Below are 19,490 nucleotides of genomic sequence, written 5' to 3'. Positions count from 1 at the left end.
ACGTGGCAGACCCGGACGCCGCTAGCTCATCATAACGCAATCCGGAAGTTAACGACTCTCGCTTTTGCCTGGAAGCAAGTACCAAGGTTCTCCTGGACGGGTTTGCTTCGAAGACCCTGCAGCAACCTTATTTTGCAGGTTCTCCTCTAGCGCGGGTTGATAGTTGTCGGCGCAAGCCACGGCCAACCCACCATGGCATGATGGTCGGTAAAACGCCTCAGTTGCCGGTCGGCGCGGCGGGGTTCGCCCTGCGCCATTCCTCATACTCGGCGCGAGCGTCGTCATGGAGAGGGTAATAGCGCTGAAGCGGTGCGCCTTGCATCAGTTTCATGCGGGAGAAATCCTCCCATTCGTGATGCACCTTTGAGGTCTCGATGACCTTGGAGGCGAGGGCGACGGGCACGACCACGGCCCCGTCGTCATCGGCCACGATGACGTCGCCGGGAAGGACGGTGACGCCGCCGCAGGCGACGGGCACGTTGACGGCGAAGGGCATCAGACCGGTCTGTGTGTGGAAGTTGGGCGTCCAGCCGCGAATCCATAGCGGCAGATCGAGCTTCTTGAGATTGGGATAGTCGCGCAGGCAGCCGTCGATCACCATGCCAGCGCCGCCGCGTCCCTTGAAATAGGTCGACATCATGTCGCCGAACACGCCGGCGGTCATGTCGGCGCGCGCATCGACGACAACCACATCGCCCTCCTGCACATGATAGAGCACGTGCCGGTGGAGCTGCTTTTCAGGATCGGCATATTCGCCGTCACCATAGAGATCCTCGCGCTTGGGCATGAACTGCAAGGTCAGCGCCGGACCGGCGATCGCCTTACCCGGGTTCCAGCTTGTGGGCCCCAGGATGTGCGGATTGCGGATGCCGATATGACCCAATATGCCGGCAACGCTTGCCGCGCCGAGATGCCTGAGTGCGTCGACGATGTCCTTCGGCGGACGGGTGATGCCCGGCGTGTGGGTCATGGCAATGCTCCTTAATGGCTGCTAGAGCAAAACGCGTTTAAGCGTAAACGCATTTTACTCTAACTCTTTGTTTCGACGCGTCTTTGCGATTCTCGACGATCCGGTCAAATCGCAAAGCGCTATCGGCCCTACCAGTTGGTGATCGAACCGTCGGTGCGCCGCAGATGCGGCGCTTCCCAGAACTTGAAGCTCTGCTTGGTGATCGCGGCTTCATCGACCTCGACGCCGAGGCCCGGCGCATCGCCGACATCGAGGACGGCGCCGTTCAGGCGAGGCTGGGTGGTGAAGATGCCGCCATCGTCGAAACCGAGATAGAGTTCGCCTGGTGAGGCGCGGGTTTCCAGCCAGGCAAAATTGGGCACCGCCGCCGCAAAATGAATGGTCGCGGCCGTGCAGATCGGCCCCAGTGGATTATGGGGCATCATGTCGACGTAATGCGCCTCGCTCCAGCCGGCAACCTTCATCGCCTCTGTCAGGCCGCCGACATTGCAGACGTCGATGCGGTTGAACTGGTGCAGATCCTGCTCGATATAGGGCAGGAACTGCCATTTGCTGGCGAATTCCTCGCCGATGGCGAAGGGGATGTCGGTGAGCTTGCGCAGCGCTTCGTAAGCGGCCGGCGTTTCGTCGCGTATGGGCTCCTCCAGGAAGTCCAGCGTGCCGGAGGGCATCTTCTGGCAATAGGAGGCGGCTTCCGCGACCGAGAGCCGGTGATGGTAATCGACGCCAAGCACCACGGTATCGCCAAGCGCCTCCCGGGCCTTGACGCACCATTTGGCCGTCTCGCTGATGCTCTGCCGCGGCTCGTAGACGCCTTTGCTGTCGTGATCGGCCGGGAAGAGGCGGATGGCATTCCAGCCGCCCGCCATCAACTCCTTCGCCTGCTCGATGATCGCCGGCCCACAAGGCCCCCTGGTGGTGGCGAAGGTCGGGATGTGCTCGCGCTGCTTGCCGCCGAGGAGCTGATAGACGGGCACGCCGAGCGCCTTGCCCTTGATGTCATGCAGCGCGATGTCGATGGCCGAGATCGCGGCGGTGAGGACGCGGCCGCCCTCGAAATACTGGCTGCGATACATCTCCTGCCAGAGCGCGCCGATCGCCATGGCGTCGCGGCCGACCAGGAACTCGCGGTAATGGTCGATGGCGCCGATCACAGCCTTCTCGCGACCGGAGAGACCGCTCTCGCCCCAGCCATGAATGCCCTCGTCGGTCTCGACCTTGACGATGAGCTGGTTTCGTTTGCCGACCCAGACCGGATAGGGCGTGATCGCACTGATTTTCATGGGGATTTCCGAATTCCGCTCGATTACTCAGCTGCCTTGAGCGCCATGGTGGTCTGGCCGTCGAACAGGTGCATCCTGTCCTGGTCGAACTCGATCCAGACTGCCTCGTCGGGTTGAATGACGACACTGGGATCGAGGCTGATATTGACCACCTCGGCATCCACGATGATCTGGGCGAAGGTTACGTCGCCTGTGGGCTCGACACTGTAGACCTTGCCGGGCACGGCGCCGGGCAGGGCGGTCCGATGCAGCTTGAGGGTGGAATGGCGCGCGCCGAGCACAGCCTTGCCGTTGCTCGAGCCCTGGGCCTTGCGCGCATTGATGGCGGAGAGCGGCAATGTCCAGCCGCTGGCGCCCCTGAGCACCGTGCCGCCACCTTCGGTCGCGACGTCGACGGGAATGAGGCTCATGGCAGGGCTCCCTACGAAACTGGCGACGAAGGTGTTGATGGGATTGGCGAAGACATTGGCGGGCGTGTCGTATTGCTGCAGGCAGCCGCCATGCATCACCGCCATCTTGTCGGCCATGGTCACCGCCTCGAGCTGGTCATGCGTCACATAGATGATGGTGGCATTGAGGTTGTGGTGGAAGCGCTTGATCTCGCTGCGCATCTGCACGCGCAATTTGGCATCCAGGTTGGAGAGCGGCTCGTCCATCAGGAAGACGGCGGGGTCGCGCACGAGGGCCCGGCCGAGCGCCACACGCTGCTGCTGGCCGCCCGAGAGCTCGCGTGGGCGGCGGTCGAGCAGGTGCGTGATGTCGAGGACCTTGGCGGCGTCGCGCACCTTCTTGTCGATCGCCTCCCTGGACTGCTTGCGCATCTGCAGCGGGAAGGCGAGGTTGTTGAAGACCGTCTTGTTGGGATAGAGCGCGTAGTTCTGGAACACCATCGCGATATCCCGGTCCTTGGGATCGAGATCGGTGACCACCCGCTCGCCGATAACGATCTCGCCATCCGTGAGGGGAATCAGGCCCGCGATCAGGTTGAGCGTCGTGGTCTTGCCGCAGCCGGACGGGCCGACCAAGGCGACGAACTCGCCATGCTCCACCGTGAACGACACGTCCTTGACGGCATGCACGGCGCCATAGGCTTTCATCACGTCCTTGAGGACCACTTCGGCCATCGACGTCTCCTAAAGCAGAATGCGTTCAGGTCGAAACGTCCCTCTAGTGTAACTTACTGGAAATATGAGCATTTTTCGATTCCCGGTGTTTCGGTCTGGGGGTAAGACGCGCTAATGCTTGACGGCGCCTTCGGTGAGGGCACGCACGAAATATTTCTGCAGGACGAGGAAGAGCACCACGACAGGCACGCTCATCAGAAAGGTCGCCGCCATCAGGCCGGGCCAGTCGGTCGCGAATTCGGTGAAGAAGCGCTGGATGCCGACCGGCAGGGTCATCGTGTTCTGCTTGGAGAGGAAGGTGTAGGCGTAGACATATTCGTTCCAGGCACCGATGAAGGAGAAGATCGAGGTGGCGATGATCCCGGGTGTCGAGAGTGGCAGCACGATCAGCAGGAAGGCCTGGAAGCGCGTGGCTCCGTCGATACGGGCGGCCTGCTCAAGCTGGATTGGGATGTTGTCGAAGAAGCCCTTGAGCAGCCAGATCGAGAGCGGCAGGCCGAAGGTGAGGTAGGTCAGGATCAGCGAGCCATGGGTGTTGACCAGCCCCATCCAGCGCATCAGCAGGAACAGCGGCATCAGGAACACCACGGCTGGAAACATGTTGCGCACCAGCACGCCGAAGAACAGCAGGGACCGGCCGGGGAAGCGGAAGCGCGAGAAGGCGTAGGCCGCGGGCACCGCGATGATGACGCCCAGGATGGTGCTCAAGAGCGAGACGTAGAAGCTGTTCCAGAAATAGAGCAGGAATTCCTGCCCGATCGAGTCGGCCGGGTTGATCAGCCGCCAGTAATTGCTCAGGGTCGGCTCGGCCGGCCACCATTGCGGCGGGTATTGCAAGGCCGCGAACTGAGTCTTGATCGAGGTGAGCACCATCCACAACATCGGCAGCACGGTGAAGATCAGGAGGAGCACCAGGGTCAGCCGCCCGGCCCAGCGCCACCAGTCGGTGGGCTTGCGGGCGGCGCGGCGCGTGGGTTGCACGATCTGACTCATTCCGCCCTCGCTTCGTCGCCGCGCGTCAGTGCCTTCACGTAGAAATAGCCCAGCAGCATCATGACGATGAACAGGATCACGGCGTAGGCCGAGGCGACGCCGTAGCGCTGACGGCCGAAGGCGATGTTGTAGATGTCCGTGATCCAGATATCGGAGGCGCCCGCCGGGCCGCCGCCCGTCATGATCCAGGGAATGATGAAGGAGTTGAAATTGGCAACCATGAGCAGGAGCACGGTGACCATGGACACGCCCTTCAGGTGCGGGAAGGTCACATGCCAGAAGCTCTGCCAGGTATTGGCGCCGTCGACACGGGCAGCGCGCAGCAGCTGGTCAGGCACGGTCTGCAGCCCAGCCATCAGCATTACCATGGCGAAGGAGAATTCCTTCCAGATGTTGACCACGATCAGGGAGGGCAGGACGGTGGTGGTGTTGTCGAGGAAGTTGATCGGCCTGTCGGACAGGCCCAGTTGCACCAGCAGCGCGCCGATGACGCCGAAATCGGAGTGGTAGAGCCATTTCCACACATAGGAGGCGGCGACCGCGCTCACCACATAGGGGATGAGCAGGATGGCGCGCAGCAAGCCGCGCCCGGCGAATTCGCGGTGCAGCGCCAGGGCCGCGGCGAGGCCCAGCAGGAAGGAAAAGCCGGTCGAGCACACCGTCCAGATCAGCGTGTTGACGGTCACGCGGCGGAAGGATGCGCTGGAAAGGATGGCGGCGTAATTGTCAAACCCGACGAAGATCTTGTCCTTCATCTGCAGGTTCGGCGGCGTTTTGAAGAAGCTCAACTCTATCGTGTAATAGATGGGATAGGCGATGACGACGAGCATCACCAGGATGGCAGGCAGCACATAGAGATAGTCGGCGCTATGATCGACGATGCGTTGCAGGATGTTGCCGCGCTCGCGCCGCCGGGGCCGCGCAGGCACGATGATCTTCCGGTCGGTCGCGATGCTCACGGGCGCGAGACCTTTCAGGGCTGGATTGAACGTCCTGCCGGCGGCTTTGGCGCCGCCGGCTGCACCTTGCCTGACAAGATCATTTTCCGGCCATCAGGTCCTGGACCTTGGCTGCCGCATCGTCGGCCGCTTCCGATACCGACATCTTCTGCGTCAACACGTTCTGCATCATGTCCGGCACGATGTTGTTCATGATCTCGGTGGATTCCGGAACGACCGGGAAGGGGATGCCGTTGGGCAGCATGGATGTCGTGACATCGAGGAACTTGATGGTATCAAGCCGCTCCTTCATCCATCTGGTCTTGAAGCCGCGCAGATTGCCCGGATTGGAATCGACCCAGGCCAGCTTCGTCGACCACTCCGGACCGGTCCAGAAGCACACCAGCGCCTTGGCTGCCTTCTCGTCGAGGCCACCATCGACATAGTCGTTCTTGACGATATGTATGTTGGAGCCGCCGAACACCACGGCGCGCCGGGCAGGTCCCTTGGGGATCAGGCCATAGCGCATGTTCTGGACCACCTTGTCGGCCACGGCCTTGTCGGCGCCGGTGGCTTTGGCCGCCAGGTCCACCATCTTGGCGTATTCGGCCGGATGGGCGATCATCATGCCGAGCTTGCCGGCAATGAAGGGGTTCTGGTTCTCATTCTGCGTGTTGGTCAGCGCCGACACGGGAGCGGACTTGTCGCGCACATACATGTCATAGATCGCCTGGAGGGCGGCCTTGGCGCCCTCATTGTTGATCTCGACGCTCTTGTAGGTCGGCTTGTCGCTGGATTCGTCGAGGGCGCCGCCGCCATAGGCCCACAATTGCGGCATGAAGCGGAACGGCGTATTGCCGGCATTCTGCTTAGCCACCAGGCCGTAGCCGGGAATGCCCAGCTTGTCGTGGATCTGTTTGGAATAGGTGATCACGTCATCCCATGTCGCCGGCGGATGCTCCGGGTCGAGGCCCGCCTGCTTGAACAGGTCGGCATTCCAGATCAGGGCCATGGTCTCGTTGTTGGTGGGGATGCCATAGGACACCCCGTCATACATCACCGACTTCATGGCGCCGGGCCAGAAATCGGAGGTCTTGTAGCCGACATCCTCGGGTTTCAGCGGCATGAAGTAACCCTTGGAGGCGAATTCGACGCTGCCGAGGATCTGCAGGCGCACCACCATCGGTGCGGCGTTGCCCAGCGTCGCCGTGCGCAATTTGTCGAGCAGTTGGTTGTAGTCGATGTTCTGGTAGTCGAGCTGGATGTTGGGATAGGTCGCCTTGAAGGCGGCCCAGAAATCCGCATGGACCTTGCGTGACAGGTCGGGCGAGGCATCGTTCGGTCCCGTCCACCAGACCGATACCTTGCCCTTGTAGTCGAGCGGCACGACCTTGGAACACTCGGCCGCCGTGTCCACGGTTTCGGTACCGGCGATGCTGCGGATGTAGTCCGGTGACCATTTTGAGAGGTCGACGTCCTGTGCGTAAGCGGCGGTTGCCAGCATCGACACCGTCACACCCAATGCCACCGTCCACAGGCGCATCGGCCGTTCTCGTTTCGGCCGTGCGGCGGCGACGCGATCCTGCGAATTCTTCATCGGGATATCTCCTCCTCACGCCGGCAAGCCCTGCCGGCCGGCCGCGCATGCGCTTCTGAATTCGGCGCAGTTCCTCCCTCGGCGGTCGTTATTTTCCGACTTCGTCCGAAGTCCCGTGACAGTTCCAAACCAAATCGTATCTGTCAATCTAATTCAGATCATACATTATTTCGAATGATTAGCGTATGATGGGCTTGGCTTGCTGTGAAAAGGTGCTTAAACAGGCACTCATGGACAAAACCAGCCCAATCCCTCCATCATCCGGGGATTCCTTCGACCAGCCAGGCTGGGTCTATGAAAGGATCCGCGACGAAATCGTTTCGGGCCGACTCGGCCCCAACGAGCGGCTCAAGATCGCGGAGCTGGCGGCCCGTTATGGCACCTCGACCAATCCGGTCCGCGAGGCGCTGCAGCAGTTGCGGGGAGAGGGTTTCGTCCTGATCGAGCCCAATCGCGGGGCCCGTGTGCGTCCGATCGACGAGGACTTTGTCCGCGACATCATCGAGATCGAAGTGCTGATCGAGCCGGCGCTGACGCGCTGGTTCGTCTCGATCGCCACGGACGCCGATATCGCCGCGCTCGAAGCAGTGCAGGCCGAGATCGAGGAGCTCAATTTCAGCGATCCCGTCAGGCATGCCGCGCTCGACACGCGGTTTCACCAGCTGATCTATGACCGTCACTACAACCGTCACGCCGCGGTGCTCTGGTGGACGCATCGCGAGATCCTGCGCGCCATCAGCCGGCGCTTTCCTACCTCGCTCAGCCGGCGCGTCGCCGTACTCCGCGAGCATCGAGAACTGGTCGAATGCATCCGCGCCCAGGATGCCGATGGCGCAGCCAAAGTCGTTGCCCGGCACGTAGAAGGCTCGGGCCGCCACGTCATCGAGCAGATGGGCGCGGCAAGGAGAATGAGCCAGTCAACGCCAAGTCCGGCCAGTAAAAAGGAAGCTCGATAAAGCGTTTTACGATTTGCCGGCATCGGCAAGATTCGCAAAGGCGCGTCGGAACAAGGAGTTAGATATAAAATGCGTTTATGCTTAAACGCCTTTTGCTCTGGGGAAGGCCATTATGCCGCTTGATACGATCGAAAATAATATTCGCACTGCCTCGCGTCCGAGCGAGTTGCGTATTACCGACATCCGCACCGCCACCATTGTCGGCCATGGCTATTATCCGATGCTGAGGATCGACACCAACCAGGGCATTTACGGGCTGGGCGAGGTGCGGGATGGGGCCCATCATGACACCGCCATGCGCCTCAAGCATCTGCTGGTCGGGCAGAACCCCTGCAACGTCGATTATCTGTTCAAGTCGATCAAGACCTTCGGCGGTGACAGCCGCGAGGCCGGCGGCGTCTGCGGCATCGAGATCGCGCTGATGGACCTGGTCGGCAAGGCCTATGACATTCCCTGCTACCAACTGCTCGGCGGCAAATATCGCGACAAGGTGCGCCTCTATGGCGATACGCCGGCGCCTGACAGGATGACGCCGGAGGGCTATGTCGAGGTGGTCAAGCAGCGCAAGTCGCTCGGCCTCACCTTCATCAAATTCGACCTGCCGAGCCAGTTGTTCGAGGCGACTCCGGGCGCCCTGATCGGCACCAAGACCAAATATGAATATCCGCAATACAAGCAATGGTACGTGCCCGGCCGCGGGCCGGGGCCGCGCATCAGCCAGGCTGGCGTGGAACTCGCCGTCGAGATCACGCGCGCTGTTCGCGAAGCGGTGGGCGACGAGATCTCGCTGTGCACCGACCATTTCGGCGAAGGCTTCTGCACGGCGGACGAGGCCATCAAGATCGGCCATGCGCTCGAGCCGTTCAATCTCGCGTGGGTCGAGGATCCCTTGCCTTGGACCGATATCGCCAACCACAGGAAGGTAGCCGACGCGCTGCTGACGCCGGTGGCGGCGGGCGAGGACCTTTATCTCTGGGAGGGCTTTCGCGAAGCCATCGAGACGCGCGCCTTCGACATCATCCATCCGGACATGCTGTCCTCGGGCGGCCTCATGGAGACCAAGCGCATCGCCGATCATGCCGAGCGTTTCGGCATTCCGACCGCGCTGCACGCCTGCTGCTCACCCATCGGCTTCATGGCCAATGTGCATCTGGGTGCGGCCGTAGCCAGTCTGGTGGCGGTGGAACATCATGGGCTCGACCTGCCCTTCTTCACCGGCCTCGTCACCGGTATGGCCGACGATTACATGGCGGACGGCTACGTCACCGTGTCCGATAAGCCGGGCCTGGGCATAGACCTCAACGAGCCCGTTATCAGGGAGCATCTGCGCGAGGGTGCCCAGTATTTCGGCGACACCAGCGAGTGGAACCAACTGCGCGTTGGCTTCGACCGCGTCCCGCACTAGAGGACGCGCGCCTAGGTAGAAGCGTTTCTTTGCCCTAACCCTTTGTTTTCAAGCGCCTTGGCGAGTCATGCCGGTGTCGGCGAACGCGAGACGCACCGAGGATATCTCCCATGAAGATCATTGACCTGCGTTGCGCCGTCATTGGCCACCATCCCATTGTGCGCATCGTCACCGACGAGGGCCTCCACGGCCTCGGCGAAGTCGAGTACACCAAGCCCTATCTGAAACCCTGGGTGCTGCATTTCCGCGAGGCGCTGATCGGCGAGGATCCGACCGATGTCGAGCGGGTGATGCTCAAGATCCGCCAGCGCGGCTCCTTCAAGCCGTATGGCGCCGCGGTCAGCGCCATCGAGCACGCTCTGTGGGACATTGCCGGCAAGGCCGCGGGCGTACCCGTCTACAAGTTGCTGGGTGGCAAGGTGCGCGACAAGGTGCGTGTCTATAATGGCTCCATCCGCAAGAAGCGCACGGGTGACCGCGCCGAGGATTATGCGGCCGATGTGAAATGGATGATGGAGCGGCCCGAAAATTTCTTCATGGTGAAGCAGGGCATCAGCTTCCACTCCAACATGAAGCGCAGCATCCCTGGCTTCCACTACGGCGTCAGCCAGCCGCCGGATTATCACGGCGCCATGGACCAGGGCCCGATCAGCGAGCGCGGCATGGCCCATATGCTCGACTGCGTCACTGCCATGAAGGACGTGCTCGGCGACAAGGTCAGCCTGGCGCTGGACTGCGGCCCAGGATGGATGTTGCCCGACGCCATCCGCTTTGCCCGGGCCGTGGAAAAGTACAACCTCGCCTGGCTCGAGGACATGCTGACGGGCGACTACGTTCCCTGGGTCAATCCGCAGGCCTATCGCGAACTCACGCTATCGACCACCACGCCGATCCACACCGGCGAGCAGATCTATCTGCGCCATAATTTCAAGGAGCTGATCGAGACGCAGTCGGTGCGCATCATCGGCCCGGACCCGGCCGATATCGGCGGCATCGCCGAGCTTAAATGGGTGGCCGAGCACGCCTATATGCACTCGATCCTGATGGCCCCGCACGGCACCGCCAACGGTCTGCTCGGTCTCGGAGCCCTGATCAATGTTTGCGCCACGTTGCCGGCCAACTACATCGCCTTCGAATATCCCTCCGCCTCCGATCCCTGGTGGACCGATATCGTCATTGGCCTGCCCAAGAAGATCGTGACCGACAGCATGGTCGACCTGCTCGAAGCACCGGGACTGGGACTGGATATCGATGCCGAGGGGGCGAAGAAGTATCTCATGGAAGAAGATGCCGGGTTCTTTGACTAGAAGTCAACGGGATCGGTCGCAATAGCATCAGTTTCCGGCAGCATAGGTAACGGACATCGGAGCTGCAAAGCGTCGCCAACATCGTAACTATCGCGGTGGCAACGGTTCAAACGCGGCATCAGGTTGCGGCCTGTTTGGCGTGCTCTGGAAAATCGTCCCGCCTGTAAGTGGCTTGGATTGCCGCCAGGTTCATGAGTGAAGTCCCGCGGGTGGCGATGATCTGTGCCTTCAGTTGACGGTGGGAGCCTGCCCAATCAACGATGACGGTGCGCACGGCCTGCCACAATGGCATTTCTTCGATTGTTCCTCCCCAGCGCATGGAACCCCAACGCTCTGGACCGCCCTCATCCTCGCCAGGAGCGATGAGCTTCACGACCTCACTGTAGTCGATAGACATTCGAGACTGCCAAGCTGGAAATTGTGCTGTCATCATTTCTCTTTTGACGGGTGAGTTCCGGCAGTACCTGCGTGAAGAAGGCGTGACGCCAGCGTGACACTTATAGGTTTTGCTGCATGGTTCCCAACTGTGGACCGGAGCGGCTCGCATGCTGCTCACGAGGCCTGAACGCAGCTATGAGGCGGCCCTCTCTCAGACCGTTTGCGAAACTTACTCTTTCTCGATCTCATAGAAGTCAGCCGGATCTCTTTCCAGCCACTTGCACAACGCCAAAAAGGCCTCTTTTGTGCATTCGCCTCCCACGAAAAGATGGTTGAGCGTGGTTGAGGGAATATCCGTCGCCTGGGCAAGATCACGCGTAGTCAGGTCCTCGTCGTTGAGCTTGCGATGAACGCTCACGACAAACGACAGCCAGTTTATCCGAGGTCCCTCTTTTTGCATGCTTGGACCGATCGAGCCTCTGCGAAGCGCTTGTTCGTAACCTGAGTAACAGATTTACCTGCATACAGTTGCAAAAAAAGTGAACCATCAATCCGCCAGGATTGCTTACATGGGTATGAGAAGGCCCCGCTGCTGATGAATTTAGCTTTCGTGAGGACGGCCACAACTGATTTAAGTCCGGCCGTCGGGACTGCCATTATGGGCCGCTGTGACCACGCTGTACGAGCAGGCAGAGCCGGAGCGGCCTCCAGCTGGGCTAGCGAAAGTAGATTCATCAAAGACGATCGATGAGTTGAAAGAGGTGCTAAATCGCCAAGCGACAACCATAGCGCCTCATCCCGCGTCGTCCAAATTGGTGCACATTCCAACCGATACACACTTATGGTTGTATAGACGCCACACTTCACTTTTAAGGAGAAAAGTTGTAAGACCCGTTACACAAAGGTGATCATAACACGATTCCGTGCATTCGATTACTGCCCCGTTGTGCGCACGACAAAAGTGCGTCGCGGTTCTAAAGCGTTTTGCGATTTGACGGCATCGGCAAGAATCGCAAAGACGCGTCGAAACAAAGAGTTAGAGCAAAGCAGCGTTTGCGCCTAAACGCGCTTTGCTCTAGGAGGCCAGCGAAATGGGTGTCTTGCGAGGTTACGTTTATGAGAGCATCAGCCCATATATGCCGATAGTCGCGCTCGTCTTTGATGAGACTGATAACGTCATCGGAACCAGGGTTGTTGAGACCGCCGAAGAAGGCGCCAAATTCATCGCCGATGCAGTCGCCGCTTGTAACCGAACCGAAGAGGCACGCACGGTTCCGCTCGCCCGCCACGTTCCGACCGTCCGCAACCTTCCCGTCGATCGTGCGTTGAATCCAACACACCGTGCAAATCCTCAGCGAGCTGGAGGCATGCATGAAATCGATAATAGGATTGTTAGCGGGCACAGCGTTCTTGGCAAGCGTAGCGAGTGCGATGCCAGCCTCGCCGACGCAAACCAACGCTGACCCAATTACACACATAACAAGTTGCGAGGGCTCTGCTTGGGATCCCTGTATCCCAGACCGTCCTTCACCACCCATAGGTTGGGTGCCACGGCCACCCGCCCCGCATTGGCGTCAAGCGCCGATACAGCCGATGTGGGAACGCGAGCCTGAACGGGCGCCAGCGAAATCGCCAGTGTAGGGACTGCAAAATATTTATGGGAGGACATCAGTTTCGCTGGAACTTCTCCGGGACACCGGTGTTGTCTCTGCAGGTGACGAGCGACCCCTCGCCACTCAAACTTCGCCCGGCCCTGCTTTTCCAAATGCATCGCCGGGCTTTCTATGACCACTCCTTCCCACCGACGCCTCAAGTCGGCCACGACTTTTTCGGTGGTGCCGCGCCTGCGCACTTCAGCGGCTTCAGCTGGCTTGCGGAACATTCCCCGTATCATCAATCATTCTTCTGCTCGCCGCCCTGCCTACTTGGCCCTACAGCGCGGGTTGGGGCTATTATCCCTCGGGCTGTCTCTGTACTGTTCTCGTGATTGTGCTGATCTCCGTATCAGGCGGACGTTGTCATTGCGGGTACGCGTATCCCGCTTCTTTCCGTCCCCGGTTCTGGAGTGCGGCGTTTCGCGGCGTTTACGCTCTCTCCGTCTGCGGGAACAAAGGCTCGCAGCGGTGGTTCATGCCCAACAAGGAGCGTATCGGTGGAAGTGTTGTCAGCCGCATCGGAGTTCTTCCCTCTCTCCAAGACCGGCGGACTAGGTGATGTTGTAGGCGCCCTGCCGAAGGTATTGGCGCCCCTGGGAATTTCCACGACAACACTTATCCCAGCATACCCTGGCGTGGTGGAGAAACTCGCCGGCGTCCACAAAATTGCTGAAATGGAACTCCTGGGTGAAAGCGCAGACCTTCTGGCGGGGTCTTTTGAAGGCGTTTCAATACTGGCGCTGGATTGCGCCAGCTTATTTGCACGCTCGGGCGGCCCCTATTTGAATGAGCAAGGGGCGGACTATCCTGACAATTGGAAGCGTTTTGGCGCTCTCTCCCTCGCGGCTGCTTATGTTGCGGCTGGCAAAGGGGGCGCCTGGAAGCCGGATCTGGTCCATTTGCATGATTGGCAGACCGGACTCGCCGCTGCATACTTGGCCGCTTTTGGCGTCGATGTTCCGATCGTCATGACGATTCATAATTTAGCATTTCAAGGACAATTTTCTGCAAATATATTGTATGACCTTGAGCTTCCAGCTTCTTACTTTGACACGCGATATTTGGAATACCATGGTGATATCAGTTATATGAAAAGTGGAATCGTATTTTCGAATGCCATTACAACTGTAAGCCCCACTTATGCCCGTGAGATACTGACGGACGACATGGGAATGGGGATGCAGGGTGTTCTTTCCGAACGCCGCGAACGTCTGCAAGGGATCGTCAACGGCATCGATACGGATGTCTGGGATCCATCCAAGGATTCCCTGATACCGGTAAGATACGATAGGCGCTCGTTAAGGCGGCGGGACATCAATAAGGCAGAGATCTTGAAGCGGTTCGGGTTGATCGAAGACGACGGCCCGATCATGTCGGTCGTAAGCCGCCTAACATGGCAGAAGGGAATTGATATTCTCACGGCCGTCGTTCCAGGCATCGTTGACCGCGGCGCAAAGCTAGTGGTGTTCGGGCAGGGCGATCCCTTGTTCATCAATCCGTTGATTGATTTGGCCTCGAAATATCCGGGGAGGGTGGCCGTCTTCGCGGGATTCAGCGAGACACATGCCCACCTGCTTCATGCGGGCAGTGATATCGTCGTTCAGCCGTCGCGGTTTGAGCCCTGTGGTCTCACGCAACTCTACGCGCTCAGATATGGCGCAATCCCGATCGTGTCGCGCACAGGCGGTTTGGCGGAGACGATCATCGACGCAAACGAAGCCGCCATGGCCGCCGGGGTTGCCACGGGATTTCAATTCAATCCGGGATCCGCCGAGGACCTTTATCATGCCGTCGATCGCGCCTTACGCGCCTACGAGCGCCCTGACTTTTGGCGTAGGCTTCAATCTCAGGCGATGAAGGCAGACTTTTCCTGGAAAAGGAGCGCCAGGCAATATGCCAAGATTTATTCTCGGGTTCTCAAATCTGGCCGATCATAATCGATCGGGCAGGGGAGTGCTCACGGCGATTTGGGACTATGCCCAGAAGCCAATTCTGGGCGCTCTTGGGGATCGTCGGCCGCCTGATCCACCCCCGGACAATGATTTCCTGCTCGATCATGCATAGGCTTGTCGGTGGTCCTTCCCAAGCCTAGTCGACCGGGTAAATCCCATGCAGCACCGTATCGAAATGGTCCTCGATCTGGGCAGTGCAGGGGCATGATCGCAGGCGCAGAGCACCCTCGTCCTCGACGATGAAGACGCCGCGGCGCGTCGAGACCAGTCCTTCTTTTCTGAGATTTTGCACGACCCGCGTGACGAAGGTTCGTCCCACACCGAGCAACTGCGCAAGCTGTTCCTGCGTCATCTCGATCTCATTGCCTTTCGTGCGGGCCACAGCAGCAAGCAACCATTTGGCGGTGCGCTGCGAAATCGTATGCGTCGCATTGCACGCAGCGGTCTGGAATATCTGGGCCAGCAGGCAGTCGGAATAGCGCGAGAACCAGTGCCGGAGGGCGATCGAGTCAACCTTGGCCTGTTCCAGCGCGCTGGTCTTGATGCGAAGGAACTTGCCGGGCGCGCGAACGAGAGCCGTGGCATAGGCTGGCACATGGCCGTTCGATACGATGCCTCCTACGGCTCCTTCGCTGCCGATGAGAGCAACTTCGACCGCATGATCGTCGTCATCGACCCAAATGCTGAAGGCCGCCAGTGACGATCCGCAGGGAAACCAGGTGTGCTGCACATCCTCGCCGGCCTTCTGCAGCACGTCCCTGGCCTTGAGGTCGAATTTGAAGAAGTGAGGCAGGAGCCGGGCGCGGTCATCGTCGCGGAGCTGTGCCAGAAGCCGGTTCTGCATGAGCTCGTCTTCAATGGGTGGGCTCATCAAATGCACCTCTTAATTCCTCAACCGAACCGTCCACAAGTGGACCGACGAACCGGGGGGCTTGTGTTACCCATGAACATAACTCGCCTCTGAGGCAGAAGCGTAACGTGGCAACCCGCGCCAGCGTTCCATCTGCGAAGAGGTCGATGCATCTTCATTGCTGTGTGAGGGGCTCTTGCTCTCGACCTGCGAAAGAAAAAGCATGGGTGATTTCGATCCCGCCAAGCCCGATAGCGATCGGGTCTATATCACGCGGGAATTGTTGACTCGGCCCGTCGGGCGATCCGATCCGACCCGCGAGAAGGCGACCCTGCTGGACCTCGCCTATCAGATGAGCAATGCGCCCGACCAAATACTGCCGCGTTTCGTCCAGCACGCTTTGGCGATCACCGGCGGGGCCTCGGCCGGGCTGAGCCTCCTTGACAGCGAGGAGACGAAGACCTTTCGCTGGTGTTACCTACAGGGTGAACTTACGGTCTTCGAGGGGGCCGAAACCCCGCGCGACGACAGTCCCTGTGGAACGACGCTGGACCAGAACGCGACGGTGCTCGCCAGCCATCCCGAGCGGTTCCATACTTGGATTGCGGAGGCCGGCATTGTGGTGCCCGAGGTCTTGCTGGTCCCCCTCTATCTGGGCAGCCGGGCGCCGACCGGTACACTGTGGATCGTCGCGGCCCGGGAAGGCCATTTTGATGGCGGACATGCCCGCGCGATGATCGAGATCGCCGCCTTCGTCGGCATTGCCATAGAGCTCATCAAAGGCCGTGACAGGCTGACGGAGGCGCTCGACCAGCAGGCCCTCGTCGCCCGCGAGATGGGGCATCGGCTCAACAATCTTTTCGCCATCACGGATGGGCTTATCCGATTGAGCGCCCGGCAAGCAGCAACTCCGGCAGAGATGGAGCGAGCCCTGGTCGGCCGCCTGCATGCCTTGGCGCGCGCGAATGCACTGGTGAGGCGGGATCTAAGCAGGACCTGCTCCGTCTCACTGCCAGCCGATCTCGGCGGCATCCTGGAGGCGATCATGGCGCCCTACCGGGACAGCTCCGGCGCCATGCTGCGCTTTGCTGTCGACGGGCCGCATGTGGCCTGCGGCGAACGCTCGATCAATGGCATCGCCCTTCTCTTCTACGAACTCGCGACCAACGCCCTGAAATACGGCGCCTTGCAACGAGAAGGGTGCATCGCCATCACCTGGCACGAAGAGCCGGGTGAGGTCGTGGTCAGCTGGGCGGAGCGGTTTTGCGCGAGCGAAGCGCCGAAGCCGGAGGCCGGAGGCTTCGGAACAACCCTGATCGAGACCACCGTGGTGAAGCAGTTCGGCGGCAGCCTCGACTACGAATGGATCGAGCATGGGCTAACCATCACCATCAGGCTGCAGACGGCTCGCCTGGCTATGTAATACCGCAGCCTGCCGATGGCCTCCAAGCAACTCGCCAGGAACAATTTCCCGTACCGATCATTGGTCTTGAAGACCAACACCTGACAGTCGTTCCTGGGAGGGATGGTCATATGGGATACGTCATTCATGTTGCCATGGCCGGGCTTCTCGCAACGGCGCCTTTCCACATTCTTATTGCTCAAGAGAGCAAAGAGCCTCCTTCGATGGCGTCGGACCCCTGTCAGGTGAAACCAGACGATCCCCCGGACTCAAAGGCCAAAAGCAATCCGGATTACCTCGGTCGCTGCAAGGGTGTTCTAAAACCTCCAAGTGGCATGGATGAGCAAATCGAAAAGCATCCTCCACAGCAAGGCCAAACGCCTATCATTCGGCCGGAAGACTTGCCGTCACAGCAGAAGCCTCAATGAATACCGGTAGGATGCGCGTCAGGCCGGAGAGGCTTCAATTATATCGCTGATGGGGGCTGAATAGCCCGAAAGTCCCGCCCTCAACTTTCCAATTCGCAAGAAAGGCTTGCAGGTTCTCCGGCTCGTTTTTCTCCCGCGTCGGCGGTGCGCATGGCGGCAAGTTGAGCTCTGGGAGCGTGCCTGGGGCAGAGGACAGCCATTTCGGTCCCGCTCCCCCCGGGCGCCTACTCAGTTGGCGGCCACGTCGAGTAGCACCTTGCCCCCACGTTCCACGTGGGCCACGGCGTCCTTGATGGCTGATAAGGGATAGGTCGCGGCGACTGGGGCATAAAGCCCGTCCGATCGGAGCAATTCGGCTGCCTCGGCCACGGCCGGCAGAATCTTCGCCGCGTACTCCGGATCGCTCAGGAAGAACCCGCGCACCGAGATCCGTTTGAAGATCAGCGCTATGGCGCTGATCGGAATGGGTGCCTTGCTCAGCGCCGCATAGGCCACGATCGTGCCATCGCGGCCGAGCAGATCAATCAGGGTCGCAGCGCCCGTGCCGCCAACACCGTCGATTGCAAGGCGAGGGGAGGCCGCGCCGAGAGTTGCCTTCACCAGGTCCAGACCCTCCGTCGTATCCGTGATCACCAGGTCACCGCCCAGCGCTTTCAACTCGTCGATCAATTCCGGTCGGCGGACCAGATTGACCGTCTTGAAGCCGCGCGCCTTGGCGAAGGCGATGACAGCGCGACCCACGCCGGAATTGGCGGCATTTTGGACGACCCAGTCGCCGGGCGCCAGGTCGACGAACTCACTAAGCAGCAATGCAGCGGTCGGCGGATTGATGGTTAGCATGGCGAGTTGCTGCGGATCGACATCGCCAGGCAGCGCGAACAACCCCTCTGCCGGTGCGACGATCCGCTCGGCCCAGGCAAAGCCATAGAGCGGGGTCAGGACGCGATCACCGGCCCGGACATTCTCCACACCTGGCCCGACGGCCAGAATTCGGCCCATCCCCTCATTGCCAATGACGCTCGGCAGGCTGGGGCGAACCGGATAGGTGCCGCGAACCAACAGCAGGTCGTTGAGATTGATCGGAGAGAATTCGACGCCGATCAGGGCCTGGCCGGGGCCTGGTGCTGGCGGTTCCGAGATCTGGACGAATTCGAGACACTCAACAGGATTGCCGAAGGCGGTGAGATGAATGGCCCGCATGGGAGCTTCCTTCTTGCTTCGATGGCCGCTCCCAATTTATGGTTGCAGTCGCCATGATTATTTATTAATTGCATTCACAATCTTTATAGTCAAGCCACAACGACAAGGAGGTAGTCAGTGAAAGTCACCAGGGAAAAATCGGCCGAGAACCGCTCGGAGCTGATCAGGACTGCGGCACGCATGTTCCGGGAGCGAGGCATCGACGGCGTCGGCGTCGCGGAGATCAGCAAGGCGGCCGGCCTCACTCATGGGGCGCTCTATGCTCAATTCCCATCGAAGCAGGCCTTGGCAGCGGAGGCTCTGGCGCATGGGTTGGCGCACAGTTACGCCCACATGATGGCGCCCACGCCCGATGGGACGCCGACATTGTCCGACCTTCTGGATCTCTACCTATCGCTCGACCATCGCGACAATCTGGCTGATGGCTGCGCCATGGCAGCTTCGGCAAGTGAGATCGCCCGGCAGGACGAAGCCGTCCGCGCGCGTTTCGTCGAAGGCTTCGAGCAGATGGTCGGGGCGGTCCTGCCGACGCTTGAAACGACGGCGCTCAGGGCTGACGACCGTGCGCGTGCATTGACCATCGTCGCCGCCATGATTGGCGGGGTCGCGGTGGCCCGAGCGACCGCAAAATCGCGGCCGGATCTATCGGATCAGATCATTGCTGCCGTTCGTCGCGTGTTGGGCGAGGTCAGCGGTGAAGGTGGGGCGCCGCGGAGCTAAGCTTGTCGGCGGCGTCGCGGGATGCACATGCGTGCACGAGACGCTCATGGTCTGTAACGTTCGACAGCAGATGGCCGTTTCCAGAAGGCCAAAGAACGCTGCAGATGCGCCTGGGCGATACCAGCATCCCGCGGGAGCAAGAAACAACCAAACTGCGACGGCCAAAGGCGCTCATTAGGCGCCTTTGTTGCGAGCGGCGCATGCGTCAAGGCATCGGTTGCAACACTTTTGAAACCGCCTAAAGGTTCCATAATATATCTTATGCGAATCAAGGATGTAGAACCCCGTTAGAAAGGTCGCACCTCTCCTCATTAGACATGTCACTTTTTCCT

At 60.2% G+C, this 19,490-nt stretch carries 19 protein-coding genes; 9 read left to right on the top strand and 10 right to left on the bottom strand.

Annotated features, from left to right (window positions below):
* Window positions 1-217: 217 nt before the first annotated feature.
* The 6 genes from QQL24_RS16390 to QQL24_RS16365 form a co-directional block, all read right to left on the bottom strand.
* The gene (locus tag QQL24_RS16390; protein WP_284313365.1) at window positions 218-970 is read right to left on the bottom strand and encodes a ribonuclease activity regulator RraA; all 753 of its coding nucleotides are present in this window, start codon (window positions 968-970) and stop codon (window positions 218-220) included.
* 128 nt (window positions 971-1,098) lie between these two features.
* A complete protein-coding gene (locus QQL24_RS16385; protein ID WP_284313364.1) occupies window positions 1,099-2,253 on the bottom strand; it encodes a mandelate racemase/muconate lactonizing enzyme family protein in 1,155 nt (384 codons plus the stop codon).
* A gap of 23 nt (window positions 2,254-2,276) precedes the next feature.
* A complete protein-coding gene (locus tag QQL24_RS16380; RefSeq protein ID WP_284313363.1) occupies window positions 2,277-3,377 on the bottom strand; it encodes an ABC transporter ATP-binding protein in 1,101 nt (366 codons plus the stop codon).
* Window positions 3,378-3,488: 111 nt separating this feature from the next.
* Window positions 3,489-4,370: a carbohydrate ABC transporter permease gene (locus QQL24_RS16375; RefSeq protein ID WP_284313362.1), complete on the bottom strand. Its 882-nt coding sequence runs from the start codon at window positions 4,368-4,370 to the stop codon at window positions 3,489-3,491.
* Complete coding sequence (locus tag QQL24_RS16370) at window positions 4,367-5,305, bottom strand: carbohydrate ABC transporter permease (RefSeq protein WP_431310700.1); 939 nt, start codon at window positions 5,303-5,305, stop codon at window positions 4,367-4,369. The genes QQL24_RS16375 and QQL24_RS16370 overlap by 4 nt, the downstream gene beginning before the upstream one ends.
* A gap of 103 nt (window positions 5,306-5,408) precedes the next feature.
* Complete coding sequence (locus QQL24_RS16365) at window positions 5,409-6,851, bottom strand: extracellular solute-binding protein (protein WP_284313595.1); 1,443 nt, start codon at window positions 6,849-6,851, stop codon at window positions 5,409-5,411.
* 284 nt (window positions 6,852-7,135) lie between these two features.
* Between QQL24_RS16365 and QQL24_RS16360 the strand changes: the two genes are divergently transcribed.
* From QQL24_RS16360 to QQL24_RS16350, 3 genes are all read left to right on the top strand, one after another.
* On the top strand, window positions 7,136-7,861 hold the full coding sequence (locus tag QQL24_RS16360; protein WP_284313361.1) for a GntR family transcriptional regulator: 726 nt from the start codon (window positions 7,136-7,138) through the stop codon (window positions 7,859-7,861).
* A gap of 112 nt (window positions 7,862-7,973) precedes the next feature.
* Window positions 7,974-9,266 (top strand): mandelate racemase/muconate lactonizing enzyme family protein, encoded by a 1,293-nt coding sequence (locus QQL24_RS16355; RefSeq protein WP_284313360.1) that lies wholly within the window; start codon window positions 7,974-7,976, stop codon window positions 9,264-9,266.
* A gap of 110 nt (window positions 9,267-9,376) precedes the next feature.
* On the top strand, window positions 9,377-10,573 hold the full coding sequence (locus QQL24_RS16350) for a mandelate racemase/muconate lactonizing enzyme family protein (protein ID WP_284313359.1): 1,197 nt from the start codon (window positions 9,377-9,379) through the stop codon (window positions 10,571-10,573).
* A 118-nt stretch (window positions 10,574-10,691) separates the two neighbouring features.
* On the opposite strand, the gene QQL24_RS16345 is transcribed toward QQL24_RS16350, so the two are convergent.
* Window positions 10,692-10,970 carry a hypothetical protein gene (locus QQL24_RS16345; RefSeq protein ID WP_284313358.1) on the bottom strand — a complete coding sequence of 93 codons (279 nt, stop codon included), beginning with the start codon at window positions 10,968-10,970 and terminating at the stop codon, window positions 10,692-10,694.
* 210 nt (window positions 10,971-11,180) lie between these two features.
* Window positions 11,181-11,411: a helix-turn-helix domain-containing protein gene (locus QQL24_RS16340; RefSeq protein WP_284313357.1), complete on the bottom strand. Its 231-nt coding sequence runs from the start codon at window positions 11,409-11,411 to the stop codon at window positions 11,181-11,183.
* A 631-nt stretch (window positions 11,412-12,042) separates the two neighbouring features.
* On the opposite strand from QQL24_RS16340, the gene QQL24_RS16335 reads away from it, so the two are divergent.
* From QQL24_RS16335 to glgA, 3 genes are all read left to right on the top strand, one after another.
* A complete protein-coding gene (locus QQL24_RS16335; protein ID WP_284313356.1) occupies window positions 12,043-12,414 on the top strand; it encodes a hypothetical protein in 372 nt (123 codons plus the stop codon).
* Between the two features lie 403 nt (window positions 12,415-12,817).
* Window positions 12,818-13,165 carry a DUF3309 domain-containing protein gene (locus QQL24_RS36670; RefSeq protein ID WP_431310699.1) on the top strand — a complete coding sequence of 116 codons (348 nt, stop codon included), beginning with the start codon at window positions 12,818-12,820 and terminating at the stop codon, window positions 13,163-13,165.
* Window positions 13,104-14,543 (top strand): glycogen synthase GlgA, encoded by a 1,440-nt coding sequence (glgA, locus tag QQL24_RS16325; RefSeq protein WP_284313355.1) that lies wholly within the window; start codon window positions 13,104-13,106, stop codon window positions 14,541-14,543. Before QQL24_RS36670 ends, glgA begins: the two co-directional genes overlap by 62 nt.
* A gap of 151 nt (window positions 14,544-14,694) precedes the next feature.
* On the opposite strand, the gene QQL24_RS16320 is transcribed toward glgA, so the two are convergent.
* On the bottom strand, window positions 14,695-15,429 hold the full coding sequence (locus QQL24_RS16320; protein WP_284313354.1) for a Crp/Fnr family transcriptional regulator: 735 nt from the start codon (window positions 15,427-15,429) through the stop codon (window positions 14,695-14,697).
* Between the two features lie 202 nt (window positions 15,430-15,631).
* Between QQL24_RS16320 and QQL24_RS16315 the strand changes: the two genes are divergently transcribed.
* Entirely contained in the window at window positions 15,632-16,831 is a 1,200-nt protein-coding gene (locus tag QQL24_RS16315; RefSeq protein WP_284313353.1) for a sensor histidine kinase, read from the top strand.
* Window positions 16,832-16,941: 110 nt separating this feature from the next.
* Entirely contained in the window at window positions 16,942-17,238 is a 297-nt protein-coding gene (locus QQL24_RS16310) for a hypothetical protein (protein ID WP_284313352.1), read from the top strand.
* Window positions 17,239-17,466: 228 nt separating this feature from the next.
* On the opposite strand, the gene QQL24_RS16305 is transcribed toward QQL24_RS16310, so the two are convergent.
* Window positions 17,467-18,438, bottom strand: coding sequence for a zinc-dependent alcohol dehydrogenase family protein (locus QQL24_RS16305; protein WP_284313351.1), 972 nt, complete (start codon window positions 18,436-18,438; stop codon window positions 17,467-17,469).
* A gap of 117 nt (window positions 18,439-18,555) precedes the next feature.
* Between QQL24_RS16305 and QQL24_RS16300 the strand changes: the two genes are divergently transcribed.
* Window positions 18,556-19,158 carry a TetR/AcrR family transcriptional regulator gene (locus QQL24_RS16300; protein ID WP_284313350.1) on the top strand — a complete coding sequence of 201 codons (603 nt, stop codon included), beginning with the start codon at window positions 18,556-18,558 and terminating at the stop codon, window positions 19,156-19,158.
* Window positions 19,159-19,490: the final 332 nt, after the last annotated feature.

The organism is Labrys miyagiensis (assembly GCF_030160835.1).
GTDB classification, from domain to species: Bacteria; Pseudomonadota; Alphaproteobacteria; order Rhizobiales; family Labraceae; genus Labrys; species Labrys miyagiensis.
Note: the sequence above shows the minus strand (reverse complement) of the source record. Positions and strands in the feature narration are given on the sequence as shown.

Coding starts and splice junctions, on each gene's coding strand:
- QQL24_RS16310 (WP_284313352.1), top strand. CDS start 16,942: ATGGGATACGTCATTCATGTTGCCATGGCCGGGCTTCTCGCAACGGCG.
- QQL24_RS16360 (WP_284313361.1), top strand. CDS start 7,136: ATGGACAAAACCAGCCCAATCCCTCCATCATCCGGGGATTCCTTCGAC.
- QQL24_RS16315 (WP_284313353.1), top strand. CDS start 15,632: ATGGGTGATTTCGATCCCGCCAAGCCCGATAGCGATCGGGTCTATATC.
- QQL24_RS16320 (WP_284313354.1), bottom strand. CDS start 15,429: ATGAGCCCACCCATTGAAGACGAGCTCATGCAGAACCGGCTTCTGGCA.
- QQL24_RS16375 (WP_284313362.1), bottom strand. CDS start 4,370: ATGAGTCAGATCGTGCAACCCACGCGCCGCGCCGCCCGCAAGCCCACC.
- QQL24_RS16355 (WP_284313360.1), top strand. CDS start 7,974: ATGCCGCTTGATACGATCGAAAATAATATTCGCACTGCCTCGCGTCCG.
- QQL24_RS16385 (WP_284313364.1), bottom strand. CDS start 2,253: ATGAAAATCAGTGCGATCACGCCCTATCCGGTCTGGGTCGGCAAACGA.
- QQL24_RS16345 (WP_284313358.1), bottom strand. CDS start 10,970: ATGTCTATCGACTACAGTGAGGTCGTGAAGCTCATCGCTCCTGGCGAG.
- QQL24_RS16335 (WP_284313356.1), top strand. CDS start 12,043: ATGGGTGTCTTGCGAGGTTACGTTTATGAGAGCATCAGCCCATATATG.
- QQL24_RS16305 (WP_284313351.1), bottom strand. CDS start 18,438: ATGCGGGCCATTCATCTCACCGCCTTCGGCAATCCTGTTGAGTGTCTC.
- QQL24_RS16365 (WP_284313595.1), bottom strand. CDS start 6,851: ATGCGCCTGTGGACGGTGGCATTGGGTGTGACGGTGTCGATGCTGGCA.
- QQL24_RS16350 (WP_284313359.1), top strand. CDS start 9,377: ATGAAGATCATTGACCTGCGTTGCGCCGTCATTGGCCACCATCCCATT.
- QQL24_RS16380 (WP_284313363.1), bottom strand. CDS start 3,377: ATGGCCGAAGTGGTCCTCAAGGACGTGATGAAAGCCTATGGCGCCGTG.
- QQL24_RS16340 (WP_284313357.1), bottom strand. CDS start 11,411: ATGCAAAAAGAGGGACCTCGGATAAACTGGCTGTCGTTTGTCGTGAGC.
- QQL24_RS16390 (WP_284313365.1), bottom strand. CDS start 970: ATGACCCACACGCCGGGCATCACCCGTCCGCCGAAGGACATCGTCGAC.